This window comes from Sporosarcina sp. P7 (assembly GCF_002743425.1).
Taxonomy (GTDB): domain Bacteria; phylum Bacillota; class Bacilli; order Bacillales_A; family Planococcaceae; genus Sporosarcina.
This window is the reverse complement of record NZ_PDZF01000006.1, coordinates 41,680-62,155: the sequence shown is the minus strand read 5'-3', so window position 1 is coordinate 62,155 and position 20,476 is coordinate 41,680. Positions and strand designations below refer to the sequence as shown.

The 20,476-nt window shown below is 39.0% G+C and carries 17 protein-coding genes; 10 read left to right on the top strand and 7 right to left on the bottom strand.

The genetic code is table 11. The features are described 5' to 3' along the window. Positions 1-273: 273 nt before the first annotated feature. From CSV60_RS07650 to CSV60_RS07640, 3 genes are all read right to left on the bottom strand, one after another. Positions 274-2,019 (bottom strand): GMC family oxidoreductase, encoded by a 1,746-nt coding sequence (locus CSV60_RS07650; protein ID WP_099636537.1) that lies wholly within the window; start codon positions 2,017-2,019, stop codon positions 274-276. 17 nt (positions 2,020-2,036) lie between these two features. Next, positions 2,037-2,870, bottom strand: coding sequence for a gluconate 2-dehydrogenase subunit 3 family protein (locus tag CSV60_RS07645; RefSeq protein ID WP_099636536.1), 834 nt, complete (start codon positions 2,868-2,870; stop codon positions 2,037-2,039). A gap of 224 nt (positions 2,871-3,094) precedes the next feature. Next, positions 3,095-3,325: a hypothetical protein gene (locus CSV60_RS07640; protein WP_099636535.1), complete on the bottom strand. Its 231-nt coding sequence runs from the start codon at positions 3,323-3,325 to the stop codon at positions 3,095-3,097. 291 nt (positions 3,326-3,616) lie between these two features. Here CSV60_RS07640 and CSV60_RS07635 point away from each other — a divergent pair, with 291 nt between their 5' ends. Then, the gene (locus tag CSV60_RS07635) at positions 3,617-4,129 is read left to right on the top strand and encodes a flavin reductase family protein (protein ID WP_099636534.1); all 513 of its coding nucleotides are present in this window, start codon (positions 3,617-3,619) and stop codon (positions 4,127-4,129) included. A 105-nt stretch (positions 4,130-4,234) separates the two neighbouring features. On the opposite strand, the gene CSV60_RS07630 is transcribed toward CSV60_RS07635, so the two are convergent. Both CSV60_RS07630 and CSV60_RS07625 read right to left on the bottom strand, forming a co-directional pair. Next, positions 4,235-5,641, bottom strand: a complete 1,407-nt coding sequence (locus CSV60_RS07630) for a purine-cytosine permease family protein (protein ID WP_099636533.1) — start codon at positions 5,639-5,641, stop codon at positions 4,235-4,237. 1,129 nt (positions 5,642-6,770) lie between these two features. Next, the gene (locus CSV60_RS07625; RefSeq protein WP_099636532.1) at positions 6,771-7,655 is read right to left on the bottom strand and encodes an amidase; all 885 of its coding nucleotides are present in this window, start codon (positions 7,653-7,655) and stop codon (positions 6,771-6,773) included. A 216-nt stretch (positions 7,656-7,871) separates the two neighbouring features. Here CSV60_RS07625 and CSV60_RS07620 point away from each other — a divergent pair, with 216 nt between their 5' ends. The 4 genes from CSV60_RS07620 (at position 7,872) to CSV60_RS07605 (ending at position 12,376) form a co-directional block, all read left to right on the top strand. Then, the gene (locus CSV60_RS07620; RefSeq protein ID WP_099636531.1) at positions 7,872-8,972 is read left to right on the top strand and encodes a hypothetical protein; all 1,101 of its coding nucleotides are present in this window, start codon (positions 7,872-7,874) and stop codon (positions 8,970-8,972) included. A gap of 93 nt (positions 8,973-9,065) precedes the next feature. Next, positions 9,066-9,917, top strand: a complete 852-nt coding sequence (locus CSV60_RS07615) for a response regulator (protein ID WP_099636530.1) — start codon at positions 9,066-9,068, stop codon at positions 9,915-9,917. Then, entirely contained in the window at positions 9,910-10,950 is a 1,041-nt protein-coding gene (locus CSV60_RS07610) for a HEAT repeat domain-containing protein (protein ID WP_099636529.1), read from the top strand. The genes CSV60_RS07615 and CSV60_RS07610 overlap by 8 nt, the downstream gene beginning before the upstream one ends. A gap of 1 nt (position 10,951) precedes the next feature. Continuing rightward, positions 10,952-12,376 (top strand): glycosyltransferase family 2 protein, encoded by a 1,425-nt coding sequence (locus CSV60_RS07605; RefSeq protein ID WP_099636528.1) that lies wholly within the window; start codon positions 10,952-10,954, stop codon positions 12,374-12,376. 246 nt (positions 12,377-12,622) lie between these two features. Here the strand turns inward: CSV60_RS07605 and CSV60_RS07600 are convergent, their stop codons facing one another. Then, a complete protein-coding gene (locus tag CSV60_RS07600; RefSeq protein ID WP_099636527.1) occupies positions 12,623-13,513 on the bottom strand; it encodes a catalase in 891 nt (296 codons plus the stop codon). A gap of 111 nt (positions 13,514-13,624) precedes the next feature. On the opposite strand from CSV60_RS07600, the gene CSV60_RS07595 reads away from it, so the two are divergent. Together CSV60_RS07595 and CSV60_RS07590 are read left to right on the top strand one after the other, a co-directional pair. After that, positions 13,625-14,176 carry a YusW family protein gene (locus tag CSV60_RS07595; protein WP_099636526.1) on the top strand — a complete coding sequence of 184 codons (552 nt, stop codon included), beginning with the start codon at positions 13,625-13,627 and terminating at the stop codon, positions 14,174-14,176. Between the two features lie 171 nt (positions 14,177-14,347). Beyond that, the gene (locus CSV60_RS07590; protein WP_143565327.1) at positions 14,348-15,925 is read left to right on the top strand and encodes an IS1182 family transposase; all 1,578 of its coding nucleotides are present in this window, start codon (positions 14,348-14,350) and stop codon (positions 15,923-15,925) included. Between the two features lie 150 nt (positions 15,926-16,075). Here the strand turns inward: CSV60_RS07590 and CSV60_RS07585 are convergent, their stop codons facing one another. After that, on the bottom strand, positions 16,076-16,420 hold the full coding sequence (locus CSV60_RS07585; protein ID WP_099636525.1) for a DUF3899 domain-containing protein: 345 nt from the start codon (positions 16,418-16,420) through the stop codon (positions 16,076-16,078). A gap of 191 nt (positions 16,421-16,611) precedes the next feature. Between CSV60_RS07585 and CSV60_RS07580 the strand changes: the two genes are divergently transcribed. The 3 genes from CSV60_RS07580 to opp3C all read left to right on the top strand — a co-directional run bounded on the left by CSV60_RS07580 (position 16,612) and on the right by opp3C (position 20,471). Continuing rightward, positions 16,612-18,342: a peptide ABC transporter substrate-binding protein gene (locus tag CSV60_RS07580; RefSeq protein WP_099636524.1), complete on the top strand. Its 1,731-nt coding sequence runs from the start codon at positions 16,612-16,614 to the stop codon at positions 18,340-18,342. Between the two features lie 171 nt (positions 18,343-18,513). Beyond that, entirely contained in the window at positions 18,514-19,446 is a 933-nt protein-coding gene (gene opp3b, locus CSV60_RS07575; RefSeq protein WP_099636523.1) for an oligopeptide ABC transporter permease, read from the top strand. Next, positions 19,446-20,471 (top strand): oligopeptide ABC transporter permease, encoded by a 1,026-nt coding sequence (opp3C, locus tag CSV60_RS07570; protein ID WP_099636522.1) that lies wholly within the window; start codon positions 19,446-19,448, stop codon positions 20,469-20,471. Before opp3b ends, opp3C begins: the two co-directional genes overlap by 1 nt. Positions 20,472-20,476: the final 5 nt, after the last annotated feature.

Below are 20,476 nucleotides of genomic sequence, written 5' to 3'. Positions count from 1 at the left end.
AAATGTTGATGATGAATTGATTTGTCGCATCTAATGTACGATAAAAATCCGGATTCGTAGTATTGCACTGTGAATTCGGATTTTTATCGTCTGGAATGAATGTGCCTTGCTTGCGCTAAACACTCAGGCTGTTCTTAATAAGCTTCAAATGTTAGGTTCATGCAGTACAGATTACGTTATTCTAAGAATAAAATTACCATTTTTACATTACTGCAAAACGCACGGATGTTGTATAACGAAAAGCAGCCGAAATCTATTCGGCTGCAGGGATTATTAGGCATTTAGTGTTGCTTGCTTAGCTTCTACAAGCGGACCGCCTTCTTTTAAATACTTCTCTACACCTTCTGCTGCACGATATGCCAACGCGCCAATAGTTGAAGTGGGGTGATGACCTCCGAATTGAGGAAACGCTGAACCGCCGACTACGAATAGGTTGTCCATCTCCCACATTTGAAGGTAGTTATTCACCGCAGAGGTTTCAGGGTCTGCCCCCATGATGATGCCGCCCGCGTAGTGACCGCCTGAATATATATGGTCAAACTCTTCCGGAACCTCATCTTCGTCAATGATATCTGCCCCCATTTCTTTCATGATTTCGCTACATTTTTCAATTCCAAATTTTGCAATGTTGCGGTCTTGATCTGTGTAACGATTCGTAATGCGTAGTAGGGGATCTCCGTATTCATCTTTGTACGTTGGGTCTAGATCCACGTAATTATGCCACCATGACATGACAGCAGGTGTATACCACACAACTAGCGAACGATTCGCGTAATGGATCGAGTTTTTCTTAAACTCAGGTCCCCATTTGGGTGTCCCTTTAGGAACATGGTTCGTCGAAATAGCACCATCCCCATATTGGCGCATTTCGATGCCGCCACCGTTAATGAAATCTAGATTAGAGTGATCAAAGTTATCACCGGCGAAGTCACTCATAGCACCTCCAAGAGCACCTGCTCCCATATAGAGGTTAAACTTCTTCTTTTCAAAATATCCTCTTGCTCCAAGGAATGTGATGTTAAATTGTCCATTAAAGTTCCGTCCAATTGTTCCTTTACGTGTTGTTGGATCGTACTGTGTCCCAATCTCGGAAAGCATTAATAAGCGATTATTAGTGAAAGAAAACGCACCTAATACGACAACATCTGCAGGTTGTTCATATTCAATTCCTGTACGTGTATCAGTAAACAGTACGCCAGTCGCTTTTCCATCTTTATGCAGAACGCGACGCACTAAAGAGTTGGTCCGAATTTCGCAGTTTCCCGTTTTTCGGGCAGTTGGAATAACTGTAGCCAATGGATCCGATTTAGCCGTGAAGTCACAGCCATACATCGTACAATAAGAGCAGAACATACAAGCATTTAATTTTTCACCGTCCGGATTCGTATACGCCTGTGATAAGTTTCCAGAAGCAACTTGATAAGGATGATAACCCATTCTCTTAGTAGTTTCTTTAAATAACTTTACAGCTGGCGATGCTAGCATAGGAGGGTTAGGATAATCATTAGAACGCTTATCCCCAAGTGGATCGGGTTCGCCTGAAGTACCGGCGGTTTTTTCCCACTTATCGTAATAAGGTTCCATTTCATCATACGTGATGCCCCAGTCTTGAATAGTCATACCTTCAGGAATTTTCTCTTTGCCGTAACGTTCAATGGTTTTAGAACGCAATTCAAAATCGATCGGCCTCCACCGATATGTCGCACCTGCCCAGTGGACACTACCACCGCCCAAATCGGTACCAGCCATCATTTCTGCCCTAGTCCGAACAGGAAGGGCAGTATCTTCTATGTTCACGCGTGACGTAATGGTTTCAGGAGATAGATTTTGCATCATCTCGTAACGATTAGTGTAGCGTAATTCATCTTTAACACCGATATAGTCCCGTCGGTCTTGTTTTTTGCCACGTTCTAGTGTTACTACTTGATAGCCAGCTTTAGCTAATTCAGCAGAGACTACTCCACCTGCCCAACCACTTCCTACTACGACAACATCTACTTTTTTTAGTTTTTTCGCCATATGAGTTCCTCCCGTTATCAGTGACCTTGATAATTCCGTAAGCTTTCAGGTTTCATTACTATGAAGTCTTCTTTTTCGATATCTGCTGTATAGCTCATACGTGGACCGGGGAATTCCTTCATTCTCCAGCCTTCCATATTACGGTTCCCGCCATATACTGGGTCAGCATAAGCGCCTTCAATGGTTGTACGTAGTAATAGATTAAAGAACGTCGTCGACGAGACACCGTTCACTTTCCCTTTTCCCTCATCGAACATCTGCAAAATCTCATCTTGCTGCTCCGGTTCTAAATTACGAAAGTTTGTTTCGAATTTCTCTTGTGCCGTTTGTTCCAATGCATGTACACCTTCCATGAAAATATCGCCTCTTGTCATGGGTGTCTGATACCTGAAGGCAGGTGTAGGTACTTGCGTTTCTGCATTTGGACCTTGGTCTTGAGTCGAATCTACTTGGTTTTCATATGGATCTGTAGCACCTGTTTGCAAAAACGGTCCTTTCATATATTCTTTTGCGTTCATTCCCCATTCCCCGGCAAGTTGTCGATCGATAAAGTAGGGGACTCCTAGTTCAATAGCGCCTGGGCCTAAATCATCTTTGGGAAACAGCCTTTCAGTAGCAGCGGAAAGTATAAGAAAGTCTTCGGCATTACTAAAGAAGGTACGTGCCTCCAATAAGTGGTTATCTTCTTTTCCCGTGTTTGTTGGTGCGCCTGGTTTTTGGAGCTGGTTAGTCAATAATCCACCGAATAGTGATCCACCAACTAGACCACCAGCTAATAGACCGGTGTTTTTCATGAAATTCCTACGACTCATTCCTTTTTGTGTATCTTCAGGTTGTCTAGGTTCTGTCACGTTGCTCTCCTCCTTGTATATATGACTTTCATAATTTACCAATGCACCACTACTTATCATAGTGTGATGAATGGGGAAAGATTATACGTAGTACCAAGATCTTACACATTAAAATGGAAAGAATAGAGTGATTAATAACTCAGAATGAATATGTAAAATAAAAACCCCTCTATAAATCATCGTATTTGAGTGATTACAGAGGGGAATGTTCAGACTATAGGTTATTAATCATTAGTTTTATCTTCAGTATCTGTATCAGGTTCCATGTCTACTTCTGGCTCGTCCACATTTACATCATCATCTGGCGTTACATCAGCGGGTTGATCTACTTCAACGTCGTCATTTTCATCTATACCAGGATCGTCATCTCCGCAAGCACTTAGAACACCCACAGATAAAATAGCAGCTGTTCCTACTTTCAATAAATTACTTTTCTTAAGTTTATTAAAATTCATTATTAATATCCTCCTCTAGATGTTTGGTAGACTTTCTTATGTTAATAATATCCTCATTTTAGTTTTGTAAACCTAAAATTTCACAAGTGGTTCTTTAGTAACGGTAATGACAATACAGAATAAATGAAATGTGGTGAAAAAATGCATACTCCAAAAGAATAGTGATTACAAGAAGAGAAAACTGAAGAAAGGTGGTGAAAGTGCTATGATGGATATAGACATGCCTACCTCAAAAGTGATGGACTAAATCCGTTACGCAAATTGGCTTACTTATAAAGGAGAGAATGTTTCATGAAAAAAGAACAACAACAGAATTTATTCAAAGAAATTATGGGGAATTACCCCACTGGTGTAACAGTGCTGACTGCAGTAACTGAAGACGGCACACCAGTTGGACTGACAGTAAACTCTTTCGCCTCTGTATCCTTGGATCCGATGCTTCTCTTATGGTCTATTGATCATAGAGTTTCTTCTATTAAAGCATTCACAGAGGGCGGTAAATTTGCTGTGCATGTACTTGCAGGTGATCAACAAGAGCTTTGTAGTACGTTTGCGAGTCGTGTAGAGGATCGTTTCTCTACATGTAAATGGGAGATGTCAGATAATGGATTACCAATTATCGAGGATGCATTCGGTGTATTCGAATGTAAAACGTTCCAAACAGTTGAAGCTGGTGATCACACTATTATTATAGGCGAAGTAATCGACCTAAAAGTCGAGAAAAATAAAGACCCTATGTTATATCACCGTAGAGTATTTGGATCTGTGCCGCCAGTTTTCTATCAACAAGATGACAAAGCGTGAATTTGAAGCATATTACAGCCATAAAAAAGCCGTCTCAATTAGACGGCTTTTTTCATGTATATTCTATTATTTACGTTTTATCCAGTTTTCACAAGTAGCTTACTATTACCCTAGTTTATCGTCTGCAGTAATATCATTTGGCTCTCGTATTAAATAATATTTGCCTTTTGTATACATAGCGATGACTACTGTCAATACAGCAGCCAATATAGCAGCCATAAATGCAGCTGTAGACTGTAGGAATATACCGAGATAACCTGATGCCGCAATGGAGCCGAATGTACTGGCTATAAGTAGCGATGCAACACCAACGGGATTCCATTTATATAAATATTCTTGTCTCGCAACGTAATAAGTGGGACCTATTTTCATCCACTTTTTAACGACTACTGCATCTGTCACAAGAATAGCAGCCCAAGAAAATAAGAAAACACCTTGGAATGTCATGACAGTATCTAAGTGATCCACGATTCCACCAAGCATTAATGAGATTGCACTTACAGCTGAGACAACTACCCAGAATCTGCGTCCGGGAGTGAAGCGGAAAACATTCTCGAAAAAATTTGATAGCGATAAAGAACTACTGTAGATATTGGTGACGTTAATTCGCAACTGTGTCAACATCGTAAATAATGCACCACCGATGCCTAACAACAGTACGATGTATACGCCTGGATCTTTTTCCAAGAATCGCACACCGAACCAAATACCAAGTCCGCCCATTACTCCATAACAGAAAATCTGTGGGATGAAACCGATTGCAATTGAACCGAACTTTCTATCGGACGGCTTTAGGAAACGTGCATAGTCTGATGCGAGTAAAGCCGTTAACCCCATAATTCCATTGTGCATCCCGATACAGAACAATAATGCTGTTCCACCAAACTGAACGCCTTCAGGCATATAGGAGAATACGGGTCCTGTATAAACAGCCGGTTTGATGAACGATAATACAATGGCTGCGACTAGGAACACCATAAATATTGGCATGGACCATTTTTGAAGCTTGTCCAATTGCTCAATTCCGAACCAATTCAATGGAATAACAAGCGTACCAAAGACGACAATTAAAATCCATTTAGGAAAGTCAGGTGTGAAATAGTGTACAGCAGAAACGAGGATTAATCCTTCAAATGCACAATACATAATAAAGTTTGAAGCATAAATCAATGATGTTAGCGATGATCCGATATAGCCAAATCCGCCACCCCGTGATAATAGGTTAACGTTCATGCCGGATTTAGCGGATAAATACGCAATGACCGTACCAAGCAAGCCGGCGACGATAATAGCATAGATAGCCGAAACGATAGCGTTTGGTGCACCGAATTGCAAAGCCATGACACTACCCATTTGAAAATAAAAGATGGCAGTTGCGATTCCGAACGTGATGTTCGTAATGCTCAGCCAACTTTTATTGCGGTCTTCCAAAGGTACACGATCTAAGGAATAATCCTTTTCCGTTTCATCTTCTTCCATAGTATTCAGTACTTTTTCTTCTTCCGTAGTCATACACATCAGCTCCTTGTAATAAGTAGTCAACCCCTCCTGCCAGCCTAGCTAGCATGTTCTGATTCATGCAAGATGATGAATTTGATCCGTTCATTGAATTGACACGTTGCTAGTTTAACAAAAGTGTAATAAAAAAATCAAGTTTGAAATGTAGTTGCAAAAATAACATTACAAAAGTCTGATTTTGTATATGATTATAGATTCATAGGTAAATGACACATAGAAAAAAATCATTGAAAATATTTATTTTTTAATGAAAACTGTCATGCTATAAAATACCTTTTCGATTTTGGTGAATAGTGGTAAATTCTTTCACTAACGTCGTGTTGCTTAGTGGATTCATCGGGCAATGCGGAACAGAAATGTACTAGTGGATCCGGGACGAGAGATCTTCTATTCTTTACAAGAAAAGAGTTTATTGTAACATTCATGTTTCGTTATTTCAGTTATTGGGCAGGCAATAGTGAGGAGTATCAATTAAAAACAACTTGTTCAGTTAATTGTATTGGTAAGTGTAAACGTATAGATTCCTTTCGTTCAACTAAGAAGAATGAGTTCATTTTCTGTAAAAGTGCGGGCATTTTAATCATGACGTTGAGGAAAAGGGTGCTATGTAAATAAGGTAGCTTATCTCGTTGGGGAATTGGTCTTTAAAAGTATGCATGAATAGAACAGGGCTGAATATCTGTGTAGTAATCAAATCGTATGTAATGCAACATACGTCGTGTGTAAATCAAGCCTTCACGTAGTAATATACCCTTTATAAATTAAAGTTAATCCATATGAGAGTAGAGAATTTAGTATCAATAAAAGCGATACAACATTCAGTAGGGGTACTCTAGAGAATAATTTTTAGATTGCTTCGAAAGTGATATAGTCTATTAAGTTGACTATTATTTTTTATTGCAGTTACTATATACTGCAATTTGTAAAAAAAAGATGACTTCGGCACTGTACCGAAGTCATCTAATAGCAACATAATTATTGCAACTAATCTATAAAAGATCCATTAAATAGGATTAGCTGAAATGATTAGAAAGTCTCCTATTCACGTTTTTAAAAATGGGCTTAAAAAATATTTTTTCTAGCAACCTCTTTCTAGATGGTCGCACTTCTCATACATAACCAACTATTTACGTATCATCCAGCTCTCTAATGAGTGAATAGCAATTCCACGGAACCCTTCAGCATGACTAAATGATCGTTCAACTTCTTTTAACTGTTTTTCCATATATGCATTATTTTTACCGAAGAAAGATAGATAATCTCCTTCAGAAGATTTACTAGTTTCTATTGCAACGCGCGCTTGCTTGCCTGCAACGCTAGCATAATTCATTTCGCTTTTTGCTAAACTGATCATTCCATTATGTCCATCCGCTTTGTTACGGTAAGCCATGACATTTATACTATCGGATTGGTCGATCAGCCATTCTGATAGTACACCTTCACCTATGACATTCGAATAGTTGATGGAATCAAACCAAAACGGTATATCGATTCCAAAATGTAATCCAAGGTTAGCGGATTTGTCGGCTGCGAATCGGATATTCTGCTGATAGCCCTGAACGGTCCCTTGTAAATTAGAATCCCATGTAGGCAAAATATACGGTTCGATATCCAAATGAATACCGGTAAACTGTTCAGTGTTTTGGGAAACCGATTGATACTTTTCTACCCATTGAAAGAAATTTTGAACAGATTGTTGGTCAGTTGCCCAATATGGCGCGCCATCCAGGGCGTGTACTTCTATATTTCGCTCGCTCGCTTTGCGAATAAAGCGTTGGTAAGCATCATTTGGTATATCTGCGTTAATTTGCAAATACAACGAGGATACATTTTTTTTATCTAAAAACTCGATGAGTGTACTAGACTGATTAAGTATTTGCGATGTATGCCACAACCATGTGGCTTTTGGTTGGTCAATGCGCATAGTTAACATTGGTTTTAACCAAATAAAGTTAGATAGAATCAATAGAATCGCTACCATCCAAATACTTCGGGATTTTTTAGACATAGTAGTCACCTTTCTCTACTTACGTAGGATAGAATAGAATTTCATGATGTTTTAGTACTATTAATTAATTATACACTAACATAACTTCAATTTTCTAGTATATTTATACTGTGATTATGTACATACAGATTGTTTGAAAGAATACTAGACAGTATAATAAGAAGGAAATTCGAAAAATTAACTAGTAATCAATATAAGTAAAGGAGAGACATCTTAGTGAAAAAAATAGCCATCGCTATACTGTTGATTTTACTCGTGTTGTCTCCACGAATTTATTGGGCTTTCAAAGAAGAGAAAATACTGGATATAGCAGTGATCGATAAATCGGTCGCGAAGGAAGATTATCGTGAGCATAACGGTTTTTTTCATATATTAGAAGGAAAGAAAATCGTGCGGCCTGACAAGGAACCTTATGATAAAAGTCTTGATTATTATGGGTTCGATCCGTATGACCAAGTCGCGATGGAGCCATTTCGCGAACGGCCACTTGATATGATCTATGTAGCGGATACGTATGGTGTATTCAGCGATGATCTTAAAGCTAAACCTGATGGTTCACGATCGGAACTACTATACGGTGGTATGGAATTGATGGAGTGGAACGAACTAATGGCTAGCAAAGGTGTGGACACGACATTAATCGCAGAATTCAATAGTTTTGCATCACCAACTAGTGAAGATATGAGTACGATCATGCAAAAGGAACTAGGGATTACTTGGACAGGATGGATTGGACGCTATTTTACTGATTTGTCGAATACAGAAGTACCCCAATGGCTTATCGAAGGATATAAAGAGGAGAAGAATGGTGAATGGTTGTTTGCTGGTTCAGGTCTCGCGTTTGTCCATACATCTGGAAAAGTGATTGTCTTAGATGGACAAGAAAATAAAAGTGCTGCCCATTTTAAGTTAACGAAAGATGGAAAAGAAAAATTCCCAAAAGTATATTCATCGAATTATATGTATTGGTTCGATGTAGTCGAACCGTTTGAACAAACCAAAATATTGGCGACATATGAATTTAATTTGACGGAAAAAGGTCGTAGTGTATTACAAGAGGCCGATATTCCGGAAGTATTCCCTGCAGTGTTACATCAAGAACAGGCGAATACCTATTATTTTGCGGGAGACTATGCAGATTTTGATAAGAATCCCATTGTTAAATGGCAAGGGGTACATACCGTATACAAATACTTTGCTAAAGATGTTTCGGCTTTCTATTGGCTGACATATTACCCGATGATGGAAGAGATCTTAGATGAAACCTATAAGAGAAAAAACAGTCAAAAGGGTAGTGATACCTTTACTGGAAAATGAGAGTAAGCTCACTAACATAGCAATGATAGTGAGCTTACTACGCATTGTCTACTTGAAGAAAGATTAACAATAAGTTAGCTGAGGAAGGGTGTAATGAGTATGCAAATAAATAAAAATGAACTGAATATCTTGGATGCTTCACTCTTTCGTTCACTCTTTCATTGGCAGATGGCCAACACCAAACGTTTCCGGCAAGTGTTCACCCTTGTCTTTGTCAAGAGCCCTGAAAGTCCTGAAATGAAGCAAATTCTTCTGGAGCAGATGCGTACTTCAGATTTATTATTCAGTTTCCCGATAGGTGAACCGGATATCATTCTAATGGCGAATACCGGAGAAGATGAAGCGGATGTCTTTATTGAAAGATTGCGCCGCACCGAATCCACTCGTTCTTACCGAGTGGGCGTTTCAGTAATTGAAATTCGTAATGGAGATGCGATGTTTGAAGATGTGTTACAAGTTGGAAAAGATTCGGTAAACCGTGCATTGCAATTACGAGGTGATACGCCTTATGTAAAAGATCGTTCTTTTAGAAAGTTAGAGCGACAATGTGTGCGAGTGAGTATTATAGAAGATGACCCCGTTGTCACGATGATTATACAGAAGCTAGTGGAGCGTATTTCAGTAAAACAACTGGACCTGGATATCCAAGTGTTCCGTGATGGACAATATTTCATTGAATCCAATTGGTATCAGTCTTCTCACACTCATTTAGTCATTATGAATGATATTCTTCCGAGAAAAAATGGATTAGAAGTATTATACACACTACGCGAATTGCCGAATACGCAGAAATATCACGTCTTTATGATGACCAAGAGAAAAAGTGAAGCGGAAATGATTTACGCTTATCAATACGGGGTCGATGAATACATAACGAAACCATTCAATCCGAAATTATTTGAATCACAAATAAAGAAAGTGTTGAGACGAATTTATCATGGATAAGATATTACTATCATTGCTACTAGTCATCGGAGTGTTGTTGATTATACTTTTCGCTCTGTTCTTTTTACTTGTGTTTTATAGAATGCAAGAAGTGAAAAAAAAAGAGGCGATTGTAAAGTATATCGAAGACCGTCAATTCGACTGGTATGAATATTTATTCGGAGACGGATTGTCAATTGTAGCGCTTAAACCTCATAACAATCTAGAACTCGAAGCAATTGATGAGTTGTTTTTCCGCATTAGCTACCACTTTTCCTCAGATGAAATTAATGACAAGGTAAATGCTTTTGCTTCTTTATATATGAGTGATTACTATAGTAAATATCTCACTAGTCGGAGTAGAGAACTGCGTATTAATACGCTCAATAAAATCAGCTTATTCAACTTACAGTTTATGCTGGACCCGGTTTCGTCGTTGTTGGAGAAAAAGAAAAAGTATTCGAAAACAGAATTATTATTGATTTATGAGATAATAGTAAAGTTTTCTCGTGCTGATTTCATAACTCACTTCGTGGCTCCGAAAGTACCACTAGGTGAATTTGATTATAAAAAATTGTTGATGGAATTAGATGAAGAACAGATTAATTTACTCGCAAAAGACTTCAATGTTTTGCCTGAATTGCTTCAGCTGACGATGATTGAAATTATAGGTGTTCATCATTACCTTGATTGGCTTCCTTTATTGCATCAGTGTTTGGATAATCCGGCGCAGGAAATACGAATTAGAGCATTAAAAAGTATTGCTGAGTTGGAAGTAGCGAATTCGCTTGAGTTATATGAATCATTCTCACATTCAACCATCTGGGAAGAACGTCTGATGACAGCGAAGATTTTCCGTTTTGCAACGACAGAAGAAGCATTACCTATACTTGAACGTTTAATCAAAGATCCTAACTATCAAGTTCGTGCCCAAGCTGCCAAATCGATTAAATCTTTGAAAAATGGTCACCAAGCACTTTACTCTGTTATAACCATGTCCACGGATGAGTTTGCGATCGATGTAGCGGAAGAGATGTTCGGAAAGGAGTACTAAGATGAACGCACCTTTAATCACGTCTTCGTTTTTTGGGTTTGTTGGCTATATATTGCTCGTCTATATGCTGGCTGTTATTTTTTCGTATTCATCCATGTTACTTATCGCCTTTATTCAGTTAGGTAAGGAACGAAAGTTACAGAAGAAGTTATCGGATGAAGGAGCGGTAGATTTTATATATACGCAGCCCGTAACGATAATTGTTCCTGCTTACAATGAGCAAGAAGGTGTGCTTGGAAATATTTATTCATTGTTAGCATTGCAGTATCCCCAATTTGAAATATTAGTAATCAATGATGGATCTATAGATAATACGGAAGATGTCGTAATTGAGCATTTCAATATGAAACCAATTCGGAAGGTAGTGAATCAACAACTTGAAACACAACCTATTGAAGCTATCTATCAATCCGATATGCACCCCAATTTACTGTTGATTACGAAAGTGAACGGTGGAAAAGCGGATGCCTTAAATGTGGGAATTAATGTGTCAAAATATCCATATTTCTGTTCAATCGATGGAGATTCCATATTGGACAGTACATCACTGCTGCGTGTAATGAAGCCTATCATGGAATCTAATAAAGAAGTGATTGCGACAGGCGGCACTGTACGGATCGCCAATGGTTATGAAATCCAAATGGGGCAAGTGGTTAGAGAAGGTTTGCCGAGCTCAGCTATCGTCATAATGCAAATTATAGAGTATATGCGTGCGTTTCTTATGGGGCGGATGGCGCTTAGTAAATACAATATGGTGTTAATCATATCGGGAGCATTCAGTGTCTTTTCAAAGAAATGGGTATTGCAAGTAGACGGATATACTAAGAATACAGTTGGAGAGGATATGGAATTAGTAGTTAAGTTACATGAAGAAATATCGGATCGTAAAGAAGATAAAGAAATTGTGTTTACACCAGATCCTGTTTGTTGGACAGAAGCTCCTGATAACTTCAAAGATTTACGTACTCAGCGTCGACGTTGGCATCAAGGACTAGCCGAAAGCCTATGGTTACATAAGAAAATGGCGTTTAATCCCAAGTACGGTTCCGTAGGGCTACTATCTATTCCCTATTTCTTGTTTATTGAATTGCTTGGACCGGTAATAGAATTGGCTGGCTATGCCTACATGGTCCTATGTCTATTTATGGGAGAAGCGTATATAGTTTTCGCTGGAATTCTTGGGTTATTATTCATCTTATATGGATCATTGTTTTCGATGGCATCCATCTTATTGGAGGCGTGGAGCCGTAATACGTATCCCGCAGTGAAAGATCTATTTCGTCTAGTGATGTTGTCATTAACCGAAGTGTTTTGGTATAGGCCACTAACTCTTATTTGGCGAACTGAGGGGATAATTAGTGCACTGCGCAAAAAGCGTGAATGGGGAAGTATTCAACGTAGAGGGTTATCAGAAGATCGTGAATGAAAAATGCCTGAAATATCGCGAGGGATACATCAGGCATTTTCTTAGTAAATATAGTGAGGTATTTTTCATTATTTTCAGCCGTCCAATAAAGGTTTCAGTAACTAACTGTAAAGAAGTTAACGATTGACCACTCACATCTATGGATGTATATATTCATACTTGGTTCGAAAAGAATCACTAGAATGGTAGTATCGAGGAGTATATTGTTATTGCTTGTATAATTTTAATAAAGGGTGGTTACTTCCTCTACCTAACGCCGCGTCGCTTGGCGGATTCAGTGTATGCCATGGAACGGAAATGTAATATTGGGTCATCACTGCATTCTATTCCTTCTATAGTGACTGTTGGATCAAAGATGAAGGACTCTGCGTTATCTGCGCGAAGAGATTTCAGTGTCAGGATTCCTGCTTCAATTTTTTCTCGATCATCGGGCCAGGCGATAGTAGGATCATCAATTGCATCTCCTAGTTCAGCAAATTGTATGAGTAAGCGAAAACGTATAGACTGGTCTGATTTTACCTTACGAATGAGTTCATTTTCCATAGAGCTGTTGACATTCCCATCATCATTTTGCGGAAGAGGTTGCCATTCAAATCGGACGGCTTGTCTTTGCAATTCCTTGTTTATCAAATAATACGCATGGATAGAATAGTAATGAAGAGACTCGAAATTACGAAAAGGTTGTAGTTTTTTTAAAATGGAACCAAATGCTTTGTGCTCTGTATCTTGTATCAGTGCATTTATTCGTTGTGACCATGTACTAGTAGAATCGAATGCCTGTATTAGACGAATAAAGGCATCTGGAGTTTTACTGACGAAGATCGGTATATTGGCCATAGTCAAATTTGTGAATGTACCATTAAATAACTGAAAACGTACTGCCATTCCTTTAACTGGATTCAATCGCTCATTTGAGTTTTGGCTTGTAGAACTGTGAGAAAAACGTACGACAGCAGGAACTTCTGTTTGTTGTAGATGAGCAGCTGTTGTCCAAGGTACAGCTGCCTCAGTTGGCTGGAAAGTCGCATCAAATGCGACACCCATCGCGTGTGCACGCCGTAAATGATTCTCTGTATGCACCGCTGATTCAATAGAATCAATAGCTTCTACAGCAATTAAGGAATCTTTATTATTCATAACAATCACTCCTTTACGTACAACATACCCTTCATTAATTAAAACTAAGCGATTAAAAAATAGAAATCTGGGTATCAATAAAAGTAAGACAACTTTTAGGAGGAATAGTATATGAATCGTATGTTACTAACTGGAATATCCGTCATGGCACTCAGCCTCGCAGCATGTGGGACTGATACAACGAATGACGCTACGGAAGAAAATTCAAGCACAACGCCGCCTGTGGAACAACCTTTAGAGCCCGCAACTGATGATATTAACAAAAACTCTGCCGACGAAGGTAACACAGATGCTGTACAGCAACCAGATTCTGCAACGAATGATATGAAAGCAGACATGGACAAACTTTCATTTAAAGAAATTCAAATAGAAGTTTCGTATAGTGGAGATAAAGAATACGAAGCGGATATTGAACAAGACGAAAACGAACCAATTGAAGCGAAAGTGGAAGATGAAGTAAATGGCGTATACTTGAAAAACCAAGAAGCATTTGATGATCTGTACCCTAAGGTTAAACAACTCGATTTGACGAAAGACAGTACAAAGCAGGAAACGATTGACCAAGTACTAAAAATCTTTGGCTTAGATGCAAATTACGAGAAGATTGAAGTGGAAATTAAATTTAATGATGGAAGTAAATTAGACGTAGAAGAACGTAAATAACTCCGAAAAGGAGGCTGGGACAAAACCCTCCTCGAATTGAAAAAGAACGGACCCATTGAAGTTTATGGAGTCCGTTCTTTTTTATATAAGATTTTTTAGTTTTATGAAGAAAAAAAGGATACCTTCTGATAAAATTTAGTCACCACAACAAAAAGTATCGGAGGTATCCTTATGTTTAAAAATTATAACATGAATCAACTGATTTTACCTTTAGATTTAGAAATTAACTTACAAGAACATGATATTGCTTACGCAGTCCATGACTTAGTCGAAAGCATTCCGAAAGAAGCGTTTGACAGTTTTTTGCGTGAGACAGGTTGCCCATCTTATCATCCACGTATGATGTTAAAGATCATTTTGTGCGCCTATACACAATCTGTCTTTTCGGGCAGAAAAATAGAAGGATTGTTAAAAGATAGCCTTCGCATGATGTGGCTAGCCCAAGGTTATGAACCAAGCTATCGCACCATCAATCGATTCCGCGTTCATCCTGAAGTGAAAGAATTACTACGCCAGTGCTTCGTGCAATTTCGTTGCCAGCTGGTACAAAAACAGCTAATTGATGAAGAGGCCATTTTTATTGATGGAACGAAGATTGAAGCGAATGCGAACAAATTTACATTTGTCTGGCGCAAGTCCGTGGAACGGTATAGTTCGGGTCTTGTAGAAAGATCCAGTCAGATGTATGAAGAGTTATTAGAAAAAGAAATCATTCCTGAAATCGAACGGGAAAGTCTTGATGAACTATCTACTGCGGAACTTTCTAAAGTAGTAGAGAAGCTAGATGAAACCATCCAAACATATACAGAAAAGATTAACGCTAGCGAAGATGTAGAGGAACGTAAACAAATTCGCTCGCTACGAAAGGAACCCAAACAATACCGTAAACAATTTCAAGACTTCTTGGATCGAAAGCAGAAATATCAACACGATATGAAGATCTTTGGCAATCGTAACAGCTACTCGAAGACGGACCACGATGCGACCTTTATGCGGATGAAAGATGATTATATGAAAAATGGTCAACTAAAACCAGGATATAATGTGCAGATTGCGACCGAAGGGCAATATACCCTCGCTTTTGACGTGTATCCAAATCCAACCGATACGCGTACACTCATTCCGTTCTTAGATACTATTGAACAAGACTTTTTTGATCTGCCACAGTATATTGTCGCGGATGCCGGTTATGGAAGTGAACAGAATTACGGAGATGTCATCGAAAATCGAAAGCGCGTTCCGCTTATTACCTATAACCAATATCGCAAAGAAAAGAAAAAGAAGTACAAAACCGACCCTTTCAATACAGCGAATTGGGTATATGATGAAACTACGGATACCTTTACTTGCCCAAATAACAGAAAACTCGTGTTCCGCTATCTTTCCAATCGGACGGATCGTTATCAATTCACACGGACCATGAAAGTATACGAATGTGAGGATTGTTCAAGCTGCCCATTGCGCTCTTTCTGTACCAAAGCAAAAGAAGAGAACAATAGGAAGCTGTATGTGAATGAAAAGTGGGAACAGCAAAAAGAATATATTCGAGAAAAGCTTTCAGATATGAAAACAGGTGAAATTTACGGCAACCGCAAGATTGACGTAGAGCCAGTTTTTGGATTCCTGAAGGCTAATTTAGGGTTCACTCGCTTCTCTGTAAGGGGAATGGAAAAGGTGAAAAATGAATTAGCCTTCGGTTTACTGGCAGTGAACTTGAGAAAGTACACTGCCAGGGAGGTAAACATATAGGAAATCATACAAGGATTTCTATACAAAAAGGGTTCGATCATCAAAAACCGATGATCGAACCCTTTTTTGGCTCACTTCTGGCTAGTTATGTCCCAGCCTCCTTTTAACGTGGAAAATAATAGACCTAAGGTGTTCTGTCGGGATTAAAAATTATAAATAGTATACCAGAAGCGCAACAATCATCAAAAGGAAAGTTGGTATACCAGCAGCGAAAAACCATGCCGGACTCACCGACATCGTCTCAGATGGGACACGCATCGAATCTAGCGCTTCCCTCTGGCCTTTCAAAGCAAAGACCTTTCGTGTACTTCTCATGAAAAAGTCAAAAGAGCCTGTACGGATAATGAATACCACTGCACCGATAAATAGTAGAAATCCACTGACAAAAAAGGAAGCGTTAATATAGCCGAGTAGTGAGATTTCACCGTATACTGAAAAAACAGAAATAACAATCACTACTTGAGATAGTAGAAATACAATAATATTACGTTTCATATGGAATCCTTCTTTTCATTAATAGAGTGTATAACTACTGTCTATCATACAAGATATAAATTAAAATGTGTAGAATCTTCTATAATAGTTCAAAATTACGACAATAGCGTTGTTAGCGTTTACATCTATACATTTTTCTTGTATAATGAAAAAGCTAGCACTACAAAAACATCAAAGGGGAGGTCAACAATTTGAAGAGAAGTAAGTGGCTTATATTAATGGCACTAACATTAGTCTTAAGTATGTTCTTAGCTGCATGTGGCGGTTCGAAAGACGAAGAGAAACCAGCAACAGACGGGGACGACAAGGACAAAGATGCGGCAACTGAAGAAAAAAAGCATGCTAAAGACGAAGAAGGAGAGCCAGATGCTGAGCAAGTATTATACTTAGCTGAATCTGCTGCTATCCCATCCGTTGACTCATCAATTGTAGAAGACGCAGTTGGATTTAACGTATTGAACAATATTAACGAAGGTTTATACCGTTTAAACCAAGAAAATATTGCAGAACCTGCAATGGCTGCTGAAGAAGCAGAAATTAGTGAAGATGGATTAACGTATACATTCAAACTTCGTGATGCAATGTGGGCTGATGAAACACCTGTTACAGCAAACGATTTCGTGTATGCTTGGCAGCGTGCAATTGATCCTGCAACTGGTTCACCTTACGGACCATTCATGATGTCTGGTGTAGTGAAAAACGCAACAGCAATCTCTGAAGAGAAAATGGAAGTGTCTGAGCTTGGAGTTAAAGCTGTAGATGAAAAGACGTTTGAAGTAACACTTGAGCGTCCAGTACCATATTTCTTGTCACTTATGTCATTTGGAACTTTCTATCCACTTAAAGAAGAGTTTGTAACTTCTAAAGCGGACGCATTTGCAACAAACTCTGATAATCTACTTTCAAACGGACCATTCGTTTTAACTAAATGGGATGGAACGGGCGATAGCTGGACTTTTGTTAAAAACGAACATTACTGGGATGCAGAAAATGTTAAGCTTAATGAAATCCATGTAAACGTTGTTAAAGATTCTGCTACAGCAATTAAACTTTATCAAGATGGTAAGTTAGATCGTGCAGGAGTTTCCGGTGACCTAGCTATGCAATACCGTGACGATGAAGAAGCTGTCGTTCAACCAGAAACATCTGTATTCTATTTCAAATTTAACCAAGAGCGTGATGGAAAAGAAACACCACTTGCTAATGAGAACATCCGTAAAGCTATTGCTAAATCTTTCGAAAAAGAAGACATGGTAGACGTAGTACTAGCTAATGGTTCATTAGCTGCAAATTTCTTAGTACCAACGAACTTTGCATTCGATGAAAACGAGAAAGATTTCCGTGAGTTGAGTGGTAACCACTTGGAGTACAATGTGGAAGAAGCGCAAGATCACTGGAAAAAAGGTCTTGAAGAACTAGGTGTTGAATCTCTTGATCTTGAAATTCTTGGCGGAGACACTGAACTTTCCAAGAAAATGGACGAGTACTTTAAGTCTCAACTAGAAAGTAACTTGGAAGGTCTAAAAATTTCTTTGAAAGAAGTACCATTCTCTGTACGTCTGGATTTGGATGGCAACCAAGACTATGATATTCAAGTATCAGGTTGGGGACCAGACTTCCAAGATCCGATTTCATTCTTGGATCTATTTGTAACAGATGGAACAAACAACCTAATGTCTTACTCTAATCCTGAGTACGATAAATTGATTGAAGACTCCAAAGGCGATTTGGCGCTTAAACCACAAGAACGTTATGAAGCATTCGCGAAAGCTGAAAAAATTCTTCTTGATGAAGATGCAGCAATTGCCCCAATTTATCAGCGTGGTTTGATTTTCTTGCATAAGCCTTACTTCAAAGGCTTGGTGGATCATCCATTTGGTGCAGATTATAGCTTTAAGTGGGCGTACATTTCAGGAAAATAATTGTAATGTAGTAAAGATTTGAGTTTAATAGGGGAGAGTATATGGGGGTAGATATCCATATACTCTCTTTTTAGTAACAGTAAATAGTTTCAATATTTAATTTATTGTCGAAAAATGTCAAGTGGTTACTTGCATAACAAGTAAGAAACTCTTTTGGAGGTGTAACGTACCGTGGTTAAGTATATTGGAAAACGCATCGTATATATGTTCATAACGCTGTTTTTAATTGCAACGGCCTCTTTTTTCCTTATGCAGACATTGCCAGGTTCACCGATCGCTTCTTACAACAAGTTGAATGATACACAAAAAGCAATTGTTGAAAAGAAGTATGGAATCGATAAGCCAAAGCCTGTGCAATATGCAATCTATATGAAAAACTTGGCAAAAGGTGATTTGGGTACGTCGTTTGTATTTAAAGGGAAGAGTGTTAACGATTTATTGGCTACAAGATTGAAACCTTCTTTGATCTTGGGAGCGCAAGCGATGGTCTTCGGGACTATTGTTGGAATCCTGCTAGGTATGCTTGCCGCATTGAAGCATAATACATTCTGGGATTACGGAAGCACCTTTTTTGCAATACTCGGTATTTCCATTCCGTCCTTTGTATTTGCATCATTGTTACAATATTGGATTGCTTCAGAGTGGCATCTATTACCGGTCGGATTGTGGAATGACGGTTGGAAATCTAGTGTCCTGCCATCGCTTGCACTCGCTATGGGTCCACTTGCCCTATCCGCGCGCTTCATACGGACTGAGATGATTGAGGTATTGAATTCAGATTATATTATGTTGGCTAAAGCGAAAGGTGCCAATGGTTTCGAAATTGCTTTCAAACACGCATTCCGAAACGCATTAATTCCTTTGATTACAGTTCTCGGACCATTGGCAGCTGGTTTGGTAACGGGTTCACTTGTTGTAGAACAAATTTTCGCCATTCCAGGAATAGGTGAACAGTTCGTATCGTCTATCATGACGAATGACCACGCCACGATCATGGGTACGACATTATTGTTCTCGGCTTTCCTTATTGCAGTTATTTTTATTGTGGATATTTTATACGGGGTTATCGACCCACGTATTCGCGTGTCTGGAGGTAAGGGATAATGCGCAATGAAAACGAACAAGAAAAATTAACACCAGAAGATTTTGAGCGAGTGACCATCGACGCGCATCATTCCGAACGAATTGAGAAACCGAGTTTGAGTTTCTGGCAAGATGCGTGGTTAGGCCTCCGCAAGAATAAAGCTGCTATTGTCAGTATGGTTATTCTTTTATTAGTTATAGTTATGGCGCTCATCGGTCCCCATTTAAATGGACATGCGGGAGATGCGCAAAACTTACGCCATGCAAACTTACCGCCTAAAATTCCGGGTATTGAAGCAACAGGACTTTTTGATGGGGATGGTAAGCTAGCAGGGAAGACTGTCAATCTATACGAAATGAAAAAAGTTGATGAATATTATTGGTTCGGTACAGATGGACTTGGTCGAGACTTGTTTACGAGACTTTGGGAAGGTACTCGTGTTTCACTATTTATCGCATTTGTAGCTGCGGCTATTGATATGGTTATAGGTGTTGCATACGGAGGGATTTCTGGATACTTCGGTGGACGTACAGATGATATCATGCAACGCGTTGTCGAGATCTTGATTGGAATTCCTACATTAATTGTCGTTATTTTGATGATTATGATTATGGACCCTGGAATAACCGCCATCATTGTCGCGATCACCATAACGGGTTGGATAGGAATGTCGCGTATTGTACGTGCTCAGACATTGAAATATAAATCACAGGAATTCGTATTGGCATCACGTACGCTAGGCGCCAAAGATGGAAAAATTATTACGAAACACTTACTGCCGAACATGCTAGGGATCATCATCATCAATACGATGTTCACGATTCCAAATGCGATTTTCTTTGAAGCATTCTTGAGCTTCATCGGAATCGGACTCCAGCCACCAGCAGCTTCATTAGGTACATTGATTAACGACGGATACAAAGTGATGGAGAATCAGCCATACGTATTATTGTTCCCGGCCATTGTCATTAGTGTTCTTATGATTGCATTTAACTTGATAGGTGACGGACTGCGCGATGCACTAGATCCTAAAATGAAAGATTAAGAGGA